Annotated in this window: 12 protein-coding genes and 4 pseudogenes; 6 read left to right on the forward strand and 10 right to left on the reverse strand. The window is 70.2% G+C overall.

Going from position 1 to position 9,735, the window contains the following annotated elements; all coding sequences use genetic code 11:
* Positions 1–127: pseudogene (locus KME75_RS47475) on the reverse strand (IS701 family transposase); the annotation flags it as partial.
* A gap of 314 nt (positions 128–441) precedes the next feature.
* Here KME75_RS47475 and KME75_RS36365 point away from each other — a divergent pair.
* Positions 442–717: a MerR family DNA-binding transcriptional regulator gene (locus KME75_RS36365; protein WP_219419482.1), complete on the forward strand. Its 276-nt coding sequence runs from the start codon at positions 442–444 to the stop codon at positions 715–717.
* A 242-nt stretch (positions 718–959) separates the two neighbouring features.
* Here the strand turns inward: KME75_RS36365 and KME75_RS47480 are convergent.
* The 7 genes and pseudogenes from KME75_RS47480 to KME75_RS36400 form a co-directional block, all read right to left on the reverse strand.
* Positions 960–1,091, reverse strand: a pseudogene (locus tag KME75_RS47480) (IS256 family transposase); the annotation flags it as partial.
* Positions 1,092–1,118: 27 nt separating this feature from the next.
* A complete protein-coding gene (locus KME75_RS36375) occupies positions 1,119–1,550 on the reverse strand; it encodes a DUF6262 family protein (protein ID WP_219419484.1) in 432 nt (143 codons plus the stop codon).
* A complete protein-coding gene (locus KME75_RS36380) occupies positions 1,540–1,740 on the reverse strand; it encodes a hypothetical protein (protein ID WP_219419485.1) in 201 nt (66 codons plus the stop codon). The genes KME75_RS36375 and KME75_RS36380 overlap by 11 nt, the downstream gene beginning before the upstream one ends.
* A gap of 37 nt (positions 1,741–1,777) precedes the next feature.
* Entirely contained in the window at positions 1,778–2,023 is a 246-nt protein-coding gene (locus tag KME75_RS36385) for a hypothetical protein (protein ID WP_308283406.1), read from the reverse strand.
* Positions 2,024–2,034: 11 nt separating this feature from the next.
* Positions 2,035–2,985, reverse strand: a complete 951-nt coding sequence (locus KME75_RS36390) for a tyrosine-type recombinase/integrase (protein WP_219419487.1) — start codon at positions 2,983–2,985, stop codon at positions 2,035–2,037.
* A gap of 78 nt (positions 2,986–3,063) precedes the next feature.
* A complete protein-coding gene (locus KME75_RS36395) occupies positions 3,064–3,552 on the reverse strand; it encodes a hypothetical protein (protein ID WP_219419488.1) in 489 nt (162 codons plus the stop codon).
* Positions 3,553–4,184: 632 nt separating this feature from the next.
* Positions 4,185–4,664, reverse strand: coding sequence for a chlorite dismutase family protein (locus KME75_RS36400; RefSeq protein ID WP_308283407.1), 480 nt, complete (start codon positions 4,662–4,664; stop codon positions 4,185–4,187).
* Between the two features lie 228 nt (positions 4,665–4,892).
* Here KME75_RS36400 and KME75_RS36405 point away from each other — a divergent pair, with 228 nt between their 5' ends.
* The gene (locus KME75_RS36405; protein ID WP_219419490.1) at positions 4,893–5,624 is read left to right on the forward strand and encodes a mycothiol-dependent nitroreductase Rv2466c family protein; all 732 of its coding nucleotides are present in this window, start codon (positions 4,893–4,895) and stop codon (positions 5,622–5,624) included.
* A 44-nt stretch (positions 5,625–5,668) separates the two neighbouring features.
* On the forward strand, positions 5,669–6,253 hold the full coding sequence (locus KME75_RS36410; protein ID WP_219419491.1) for an SRPBCC family protein: 585 nt from the start codon (positions 5,669–5,671) through the stop codon (positions 6,251–6,253).
* Between the two features lie 10 nt (positions 6,254–6,263).
* Here the strand turns inward: KME75_RS36410 and wrbA are convergent, their stop codons facing one another.
* Complete coding sequence (gene wrbA, locus KME75_RS36415) at positions 6,264–6,827, reverse strand: NAD(P)H:quinone oxidoreductase (RefSeq protein WP_281424843.1); 564 nt, start codon at positions 6,825–6,827, stop codon at positions 6,264–6,266.
* Between the two features lie 150 nt (positions 6,828–6,977).
* On the opposite strand from wrbA, the pseudogene KME75_RS44295 reads away from it, so the two are divergent.
* Positions 6,978–7,448, forward strand: a pseudogene (locus tag KME75_RS44295) (transposase); the annotation flags it as partial.
* A gap of 425 nt (positions 7,449–7,873) precedes the next feature.
* Positions 7,874–8,098: pseudogene (locus tag KME75_RS47150) on the forward strand (FAD-dependent oxidoreductase); the annotation flags it as partial.
* A 42-nt stretch (positions 8,099–8,140) separates the two neighbouring features.
* Here the strand turns inward: KME75_RS47150 and KME75_RS36420 are convergent.
* Positions 8,141–8,938: a DUF427 domain-containing protein gene (locus tag KME75_RS36420; protein WP_219419492.1), complete on the reverse strand. Its 798-nt coding sequence runs from the start codon at positions 8,936–8,938 to the stop codon at positions 8,141–8,143.
* Between the two features lie 176 nt (positions 8,939–9,114).
* Between KME75_RS36420 and KME75_RS36425 the strand changes: the two genes are divergently transcribed.
* Positions 9,115–9,558, forward strand: coding sequence for a hypothetical protein (locus KME75_RS36425; protein ID WP_219419493.1), 444 nt, complete (start codon positions 9,115–9,117; stop codon positions 9,556–9,558).
* Positions 9,559–9,735 lie beyond the last annotated feature (177 nt).

The following is a 9,735-nucleotide window of genomic DNA, read 5'->3' on the forward strand; positions in this document are numbered from 1 at the left end:
ACTTCCGCTTACCGTCCAGCAGCAACCCGCGCAGATACAGCTCGCCCTTGGCCCGCTGGTCCGACCGGGCCAGCCCGCCGAGCATCTCGGCGGCGAACGCCTCCAGCCGCGGCCTGACCTGGTCCATCTCCTCCGGCGTCACAGCTCAGAACAAGATCACACGACGAGCCGGATCAGCGGGAACGACACACGTAACAAAGTACTACTAAGCGGAGCGACAGCAAAGATAGTCAGCTTGCGGATGGGTCCCATCTTGCATCCTTTCGGTCCTTAAGGCGGTTCGGCTGGGACTCACAAAGCCTCAGCTCGGACGCCCGGCGTGGACGTCCCCGACAGGGTCAACCCCGTAGGCGGATACGGAGTCAAGTCCTTGCCCGAACGGGTCGCCCGGACCCTTACGCGCCCTCCGCCGGCGGACGGCCGCGTCGTAGAGTTGGAGGCATGCGCAGCGGTGAGCTGGCCAAGGCGGGCGGTGTCCACGTGGAGACCCTGCGCTACTACGAGCGCCGGGGGTTGCTCGCGGAGCCACTGAACCCGCGCGCGGCGGTCCCTTGCGGCGACATGGAAATCCGGTCGAAGATCGCCGAACTCGACGACAAGCTCGCCGCCCTGTCCGAGCTGCGAGGCTCCCTCGAACGCCTGCTGGCTAGCTGCTGCGACGGTCGGCACGGCGAGCAGCCATGCCCGGCCCTGAGCCCGCACCGTCATCCGGGCTGAGCGCAGCGGACCCGTTCGGCATCCCCATCGCGGTCCCTGCAACCTCAGACCGACAGCGAACCCTCGCTGGAGATTGTCCTGAGTCTCGCGCAAGTTGAGATGGCGGTCCCCGCCTGAGTCCTGCCGGCTGTGGTACTCGGGTGAACTGGTGGGCGAGTACTGCGCCAGCGCGCGGATCATCCGGCCTGGTGTGGTGCCGCTGCTGCGCGGAGCAATAGTCAAGACCTGTGGATGAAGATCTTTTAGGCGGCGTCTGGCTGGGGGTGCTGCTCGGGTCGTTCGACGAGCTTGCCGGCCTCGAACACTGCGCCGGCGCGGACGAGGGCGACCAGATGGGGGGCGTTGACCGCGCGCCACCGATCCTGGGGCTGATCCTCTGCCGTTGACCAGGGAAGTGATCGTTATTGAACTGCGACGGTGGGTGGCGCCGCCGGAGGCGGTTGCTGGGTGCTGCGCGTGGTGGTCCGCTGGTCGCCGAGGGCGTGGGCCTGTTGGCGGCGCAGGCGCTGGTTCTCCTCGGCGAGCTGGCGGTTGCGTTCGGTCATGACCTGTAGACGGGCGAGCAGGGATGCGTCGGAAGCCCGCTGGATGGCGGGGACCGGCGGTGCGGGCGCGCGTCGAGTGGCCTGGCGGAGGCGCTCGATCTCGGCCCGCAGATCGGCCTGGGCGTAGAGCCAGGACCGGGAGACCCCGGCGGCGTGGGCGACGGCTTCGAAGCTGATCGGGGCGCCGCTGCCGTCGAGTTCGCGCAGCGCACGGATGGCCTTGGCGCGGGTCAGCTCGCTGCGCCGGCGGGCCGCGGTGATCATGCCCGCGGTGGGGTCAGGACGCATCGGCGCTCTCCTGCGGGGTGTCGGTGTCGTGTTCCAGCGCGGTGATGACCTTCTCGAGGTTGTCGGTGACCTGCCGGTTCATCTCCGCCATGCGGGCCTGACCGCGGGCCTCGGCCGCGGTGATGATCTGCAGGAGCTGCCGGTGGTGGCGGCGGTGCTCGGGCAGGAACTCGGCGATGGTCAGGAACATCGGGCAGGTCAGGCAGGCGTTGGCGTGCGGGCAGGTCTTAACCAGCGGCAGGCTGCAGTAGCCGTTGGGCAGTGCCTGGGTTGGCGCGGGAGAGCCGCTGCTTGGCCCAGGACGCCTCGGCCAGTGGTCCGTCGGGGTCGAGGGTCACCGTCTGCCCGGTGGCGTTGACCTTGCGGGCCTGCTCCCAGTGCCGGCGGATCGTGGTGTCCGACAGACGGGCGTAGTGCGCGGTCATGGCGTGCGAGTCGTGATCGAGGATCTTGCGGACGACCTCCTGGGGCACGTCCCGGTTGATCAACCGGGTGCCCAGGGAGTGGCGCCACTGGTGCGGGTCAGGTGCACCGGCCGGCCGTGTTCGTCACGGACGTCGCAGCGGCGCAGCCAGCGCTCGAGCGCGCCGCGGTAGGTGCCGGCGCCGATCGGCTTGCCGCCGTCGGGGTTGGTCATCGGGCGGGGGAACAGCAGTGCGGCGCCGTCGGGCCAGTGCTGCAGGACGCGTCGTTGTTGCTCGCCGAGCATCTCGCGGAGTTGCTCGTCGATCGGGACCAGCGCCTCCCGCCTCATCTTGTGATTGAAATATCGCAGGTAGGGGGCGTTCTCGGCGTCGGCGACAATGCAGTCGAACGGCAGCTTGAGCGCGTCGGAGACCCGCAGCCCGCAGCGGATCAGCACGATGGTGATCAACCGGTAGGCGGGGTTGTCCCAGCGGTCGAGGTTGGAGGCGTGCTCGACCTGGGCCATCACGTGCTCGGCCACCGCTCGGGGCAGCTGTTCGCCGGTCTTGGGGTAGTCCTCCGGGTAGAACGGAGCGGTCGCGGGCAACGTGGGGTCCCAGCCGTGCTGGCGGATGGCCTGGAAGAACGCGTTGAGCAGCCCGATGTCGCTGCGGTGCACGGCTCGCCCGGCGAAGCGGGCGTGCAGGTCGGCCAGGTAGTGCTCCAGCACGGCCCGGTCGATGTCGGCCAGCCGATCGACTCGGGCGGGGGTAGTGGACAGGAAGCGGGCGAAGCGGGTGAGCGCGCTGACGCAGCGGGCCGCTGGGGTGCTGCCCAACCCGGCGGAGAGCCGCCACCGCACCCAGCGTTTGGCCAGGTCCTTCAGCCATGGTTGGGGGATGCCGTCGAAGCGCAGCCGAGCAGGGCACCCGTCTCCGGTTCGCTGGCCCAGTCGGCGCAGCCGCCAGACGTCGCGGGGGTATTCGGTGTCCCAGCCGTGGTCCTCGACGAGGTCTTCGAGCTTGCGCAACCCGTAGAGCAGCAGCGCCCGGGGTCGGTCGTCCCTGGGAGCTGCCCGGCCGAACCGGGCCCGCCAGGTGGGCTCGTCTCAGTCCAGCAGCGAGGTCACCGAGAGCGCGGCCAGCAGGCGCACCATGCGGGCGACGGTGTCCACCGGGGCCTGGGCGGTGTGGTCATCGCGACGGCATTGCAGCAGGTACTGGACCTCCAGGCGCAGCTGTGGACCCAGGTCCGCGAGGTTGACCTGGCACTCGCTGGGCGGCACCGGGGCGGCGGGACCGTTGCCGAACTTGGAGGCGATCACCGGGCTTGTCGTGGCGGTGAATTGGTCGAGATCGGGCTTGCCCTGGTTGCGCCATCGCAGCTGATGCGCCCCGCACAACCCCCGGCCTCGGGCGGTGCGCACGCATCCGGCCACCGCGCAGGCGGGACCACCGAACACCGGGTCGCGCGGGTCGAACACCAGCACATCGGCCCGGAACTCGGGGCGGACGACGCCGATCAGCTTCTCCAGCACCCAGGCCGGCCGCGGCGTCGGTGCTGCTGGGCGCCGGTCTGCCCGCGCGGCGGGGTTCATCGGTCGTCCCCGTCGTCGAAGACGGTGGCGGTCAACCCGAGACAGACCCGGTTGCGGGGCGACAACGCCCGCAGCCGGGTCACGCCCGGCCCGGACAGCGACTCGGTGTGCGCATCGAGCCCCAGCGCGGCCTGCCACGCCGTGAACTCGGCCCGGACCTACTCGGCGGGGGCCAGCCCGTTGACCTGACCGGTCAGCGTGGCCCCGGCCGGACCCACCGTCCAGGCGATGACCGGCAGGTCCGGGTGCGCGGTCAGGATGGCCACGAGCTCGGCGGCAGCTCGACGCTCACCGGTCCTCTGCGCTGGTGTCCGGGCCATCGATGCGGGGGCAGGCCGCGGGGGTCCGCTGAGGCCGTCTGCCGGGACCGCCGCAGGTGAGACCGGGTGTAGCGGCTACTTCGTGCCAGTAAACCCCCCTCCGGTGACGTTTCCCGTCGAGGTGCGTCATGTGGCCCACGATCAGGTGTCTCGCTTCCTTGGAAGTGAGACGGTCCCCTGCCGAGCCGACCGCCCGGTCAATGCTGTGACTCGCAGCGCTATGTGGCCGGGTGACGGCTCACCCTCCTGTAGGGGCGATCTTGTCCGGTAGTGGATCGGCCAACGAGACGGGGGTGAGGGCTCTGACGTAGCTCAGCGTGCGAGGCGGATGTCGACTTCGCGTTCCACGTAGTCCCACTCCGGGGTTGCGCGGAGCCGGGACACCAGCTCCTCGAACGCAGGCGCGTCTCGGGGGACGTACTCGAACCAGGTGAGGAAGTCGAAGGGCTCGCCCAGATCCCGGCCGTGGTAGAGCCGGCGGGCCACCGCAGGCAGGTACTGCATCCCGATGGCGATGTGGTGGGAGGTCTCCTCAAGCAGCTCCCGCCGCTCGTCCTGGGCGAGAGCCCACCACGCGTGGGACTTGGTGATCGGAATCAGTGCGGCGCGGGTGGCTTCCGGGCGACCGAGCCCGGCCTGCCGAGCCGAGAGCGTCTCCTGCTCGTCGCGCCGGGTGTAGCGGCTGTTACTGGTCCGCCCCCGCAGCATCCAAGCGGCATCGAGGTTGCCCGCGCCCGCCGAGTCCTCGAAAACAGCGAGCCGGGGCACCATCGGCAGAGACGGACCGGTCACCGGGTCAATGCTCTCGACTTCCCAAGCGCCCGCCTCGCCTCCAGCGAATACGGTCGGCGGCATGCACCCACGCTAACCTGACCTTCCCCCGGGCGGTGTCCTCCCGCAGCACCTGCTCGCTCGCCGATTCGGTGACAACCGCACCACCCGCCCGTCGTCAGCCAGCGCGTCGCTCCAGGCGGCAGCGATCGCGGCACCGAGCGCGGAGGCGGCGGCTAGCCTCGATGCATGGCCGACGCGGACATCCACTTCTACTTCGACCCGGTCTGCCCCTTCGCATGGATGACCAGCAAGTGGGTCCGCAGTGTCATGGCACAGCGGGAGTACACGGTCGACTGGCGGTTCATCTCACTGCGGATGATCAATGCGAACGTCGACTACGACGCGCAGTTCCCCCCGGAGTACGAGGCCGGCCACACGGCCGGGCTGCGTCTGCTGCGGGTCGCCGCCCGAACCCGGGCCGAGCAGGGCCCGGCCGCGGTCGGGCCGCTGTACGCCGCGTTCGGGCGGCGCATCTTCGACGTCCCGGCCGAGACCGAGGACACCCCTGGCGCCCGCGAACGCCGGGGCACCCGCGGCTTTCTCGAGCCGGTGTTGGCCGAGGCGGGCCTGCCCGCCGACCTCGCCGACGCTCTGGAGGACCCGACGTTCGACCCGGTGATCCGGGCGGAGACCGACGAGGCACTGGCGCTGACCGGCAAGGACGTCGGCACCCCGATCATCCACTTCCAGCCCCCGACCGGGGTCGCCTTCTTCGGGCCGGTGATCAGCCGACTGCCCGCCGAACAGGACGCCGTCCGGCTGTGGGACTACGTCGTGGGCCTGGCCTCGTTTCCCGGGTTCGCCGAGCTGAAGCGCAGCCTGCGCGAACGCCCGCAGCTGCGCGGTCTCGGGGTGGACGTCGATGAGGTGGGCGTGGAAGAGGACTGGCACGGGGGCAGTCGGCGGCTGAAGAAGTAGCCCCAGCAGGAAGCGGCTCGGTGGACCGCTGGGAGACTGCGCCGATGAGCAGCCTCACCCATGCGGAGTCCACCGTCGTGGGGTCCTCACCGGAGGCGCTGTACGACATGGTCGCGGACGTGTCGCGCACGGGGGAGTGGAGTCCGATCTGCAAGACCTGCTGGTGGGACGAGGGCGAATCCGCCCGCGAAGGCGCTTGGTTCACCGGACGCAATCAGCTGCCCGAGCGCAGCTGGGAGACCCGCAGCCAGGTCGTGGTGGCAGACCGCGGCCGTGAGTTCGCTTTCGTCGTCGGCGGTTCGTACGTGCGCTGGGGCTTCACCTTCGCCCCGGTCGAGGGCGGCACCCTGGTGACCGAGTCCTGGGAGTTCCTCCCCGACGGCATCGCGATGTTCTTCAACCGCTACGGCAAGGAAGCCCAGCAGCGCATCACCGACCGCACCCGAGAGGCCCATGAGGGCATCCCGGCGACCCTTGCCGCGATTAAACGAATCGCGGAAAGAGAATCGTTCACTTCGACCTGGAGAAGCCAGTCCAGCTGGCCCTCGCCGGTAGTGAGGATGCCGCAACGGCCGACCGATGAGTGCCAGAGCAACGGCCGGCTCCTGGAGCGGGAGCCGGCCGTCTGAACGCGCAAGGTCAGGACGCGGCGGCCATCCCGCGCTTGAGCGCTGCGCCGATCTCGGTGGCGCGGCGGGTCTGGAAGCGGACCGCGGCCAGCTCGGTCTCCCCGGGCGGGTTGGCGCCGTTGTTGGAGATGTGTGAGGCACCGTAGGGGTTGCCGGCCTGGAACTGGATCGGGTCGGCGTAGCCGGGCGGCACGATGATCGCCCCCCAGTGGTAGAAGGTGTTGTTGATCGCGGTGATCGTCGTCTCCTGCCCGCCGTGCGCGGTGCCCGTGGAGGTGAACGAGGTCGCCACCTTGTTCACCAGCTTGCCCTGCGCCCACAGCGGCCCGGTGGTGTCGATGAACTGCTTGAGCTGAGCGGTCGGCAACCCATAGCGGGTCGGCGAGCCGAGGACCAGCACGTCCGCCCACTCCAGGTCCTCCAAGCTCGCCTCGGGGACATCCTGGGTCTCCAACGCATGCCTGCTCCAGCCCTCGTTGGACTCGATGGCCTCCTTCGGTGCGAGCTCGTGCACCTTGCGCAGCCGCACCTCCGCGCCGGCCTGCTCGGCGGCCTCGGCCGCGGCCCGGGCCAGCGTTTAGACACTGCCCGTGGCGCTGTAGTAGACGACGGCGACGTTCACGTCCGGCATGGCGCGCTCCTACCCAGTTGAGAATGCAACTGTCTCGTTCTACAGCGGCCACACGGCGAGCGCATCTTGGGACCGCCCGTCTCGCCGCGCACCGGCCACGCGGGGCCCGCCCCGCTGCCGCGCCGCATCAACCGGGCGCCCTCGACGGTGTCGCGGGAGCTGCGGCGCAACGCCGCCACCCGTGACGGCCGGCTGGAGTACCGCGTCTCGATCGCGCAGCGGAAAGCCGAACGGGCCGCCCGCCGCCCGAAACCGGCGGAGCTGGTGGTCGACGACCGGCTGCGCGGTTACGTGCAAGACCGGCTCGCCGAGCAGGTGAGCCGCCCAGACGGCACGCCGGTGCCTGGACCGGCGACGGCTGCGTGGAAGGGCCGGAACAAGCCGCGACGTCAAGACCGACGGTGGGCCACGGCGTGGAGCCCGGAACAGATCGCGCACCGCCTGCCAATCGACTTCCCCGACGACGGGTCGATGCGGATTTCCCATGAGGCGATTAACCAGGCCTTTTACGTGCACGGTCGCGGCGCGCTCACCCGTGAGCTGGTCACCTGCCTGGGCACCGGCGGCTACGGCGCCCAAGCGATGCGTGAGGCGCTCGCGATCGAAGGTCACCGGGACGCTGCTGGGCACGGTGCGGACGGTCCGCGACATGAGCGTGGTGCTGGCCCGGTGCCGGGGACGCAGCAAGACCCGCCTGAGCCCGCCGTGCAGCCCCGAGCAGGCGGCCGCGATAGCCGCCGCCGCGGTGGGCGACACCCTCGACGCCATCCGGGCGGCCCCGGTGGCCCGGCGGATCGTGGCCCTCGACGGTGCGCCGGACGGCCTGAATCTCAGCGGCTGTGTCGTGGTGGGAACAGGTCGACGGGGAGCTCGGGACGCGGCTGGCGGCGGCCTTCGCCGCTGCGATGGGTCCCGGCCCCAACGGCAGTTGACCGGAGGACGATCGGGAGGAGATCTCTCGCGGGATCGCCGAGCAGGCCGAGGGCAAGGTGATCGCGGCCCGGATCGGCCGGTGTCCCAGCGTGATCAGCTGGTCCGGTCGGCTGCTGTCCCGCGAGGACACGCGGGTCGGTGAGCTCACCGCGCAGTACCTGCGCGGCGAAGGCATCGACGTGCGCACCGGCACCAGCCCCACCCGCGTGCGGCGAGACGGTGAGGACACCGTCGTCGAACTCGAGGACGGCGCAAAGGTGCGGTGCGACGTCACCGTCGCCGGCACCGGCCGCTGGCGACGCCTGTCCCCCGCCGGAGGCACCTCACCCGCGCTCGGCGTCGTGCACCTCGACGTCCACTCGCTCGCCAGGGAAGCACAGCAGTCCGCGGACGGCCTCGGCGTCGTGGAAAGGCTCGGGGTAGGTCCACACCAGGTCCTGGTGGTGTCGATCGCCCAGCCGCAGTGACCAGTAGTGCGCGATCCCCTTGTACGGGCAGCGGGTGGTCGTGTAGCTGGGCTCGAGCAGGTCGGTCCGAACGTCCTCGCGTGGCAGGTACCACCGCACCGGCAGCCCGCTCTCCAACAGCATCCGCGGTCGGGACGACTCGGCGACGACCGTGCCGTCGACCGTCACCCGGACGTGCCGGGAGCTGCGCAGCACGTCGATGCGGGTGTAGGGGTCACGTGGGTGGACGAAGACTTCCTCGTCCTCCTCGAAGACTCTGACCGAGTCCCAGTCGAAGGCGACGCGTCCCGCGATCGCCGCCGCGCTGTCCGGGGGCTGTTCCCAGGAGTAGGCGGCGTCCGGCGCGTGGTGGTCGCCGGCCCGCAGGCTCCAGTAGGTGCGCTCGCCCATTCCTGGGTCGGACCTCCGGTGTCCGCTGGGCTCGAAGAGCTCGGTGCGCACGTGCTCGCGCGGGAACAGGTAGGTCGGCGTGCGCCCCGGCGGGTGCAGCAGTCGTATGTCGTCGCTGTCGGCGACCGTCGCATCGCCGAGCAGCACCCGTACCCGGCGCGGGGAGTGCTCCAGGTAGAGCACGTGCTCGGGAGCGTGCGGGTCGAAGTTGAACCTGCCGGCGGGGCGCTGGCCGAACGGCCCGCTGCCCGTGGTGAGACTCATGCCGGCCCGCTACCCCGCTCCGGCACAGGAGAAGCGGGGCCGACCAGGTAGGCGATCTGTCTGGGGATCAGCGCTGGGCGAACCTGCTCGGTCCGGTGAGGCGTGAGGGCCATCCGATGGGGTAAGCGAGCGCCATGTCGATTGTTAAGCGTGCAACCACACGCCCCTCTCTCGCGGTGAACGTCGGTCGGGGCGCGCTGGCCGGTGTGGCCGGCAGCGTCGTCATGACCGCGTTCCAGAAGTTTGTCGAGATGCCAATCTCGCAGCGTGAGGACAGCTACGGCCCAGCAGAGCTCGCCCAAAAGCTGCTGCCCGTGAGCCCCAGCACCGAGGCGGGGAAGAAACGGCTGAACTACGCGGCCCACACCGCTCTGGGCGCCATGTGGGGCGCCGCCTACGGCGTCGCTGCGCACAAGGGCCTCCGCGGTCTGCGAGGGGCAGCGGCGACGTTTGGCGCGATCTACACCCAGGACCTGGTCATGATCACGGCGCTCGGGCTCGGCAAGCCGTGGACCTGGTCACGCAAGGACGCCACCATCGACGTCCTCGACAAGGCGGTGGTGATCGTGGCGACCGGAGCGATCTTCGACCGTTTCCTGGGACCGAATGCCAGGTCGTAGCGGCCTGCCCGTCACCGAGCATTATTCGCCTGCCCGACACAGCACCGACACAGTGAGGTGATCTCAGCAAGAAGTGCGTAGCTGGAGTTGTTCGATGTGGGTGAGGACGAGCGCTGCTTTGACGTAGGCGCCGATTCTGCGGGGGCTGGCGGTGATGCGGCGCAGTGCTCGCCAGCG

Origin of the sequence: Pseudonocardia nigra (genome assembly GCF_019396355.1) — a bacterium.
Lineage (GTDB): Bacteria > Actinomycetota > Actinomycetes > Mycobacteriales > Pseudonocardiaceae > Pseudonocardia > Pseudonocardia nigra.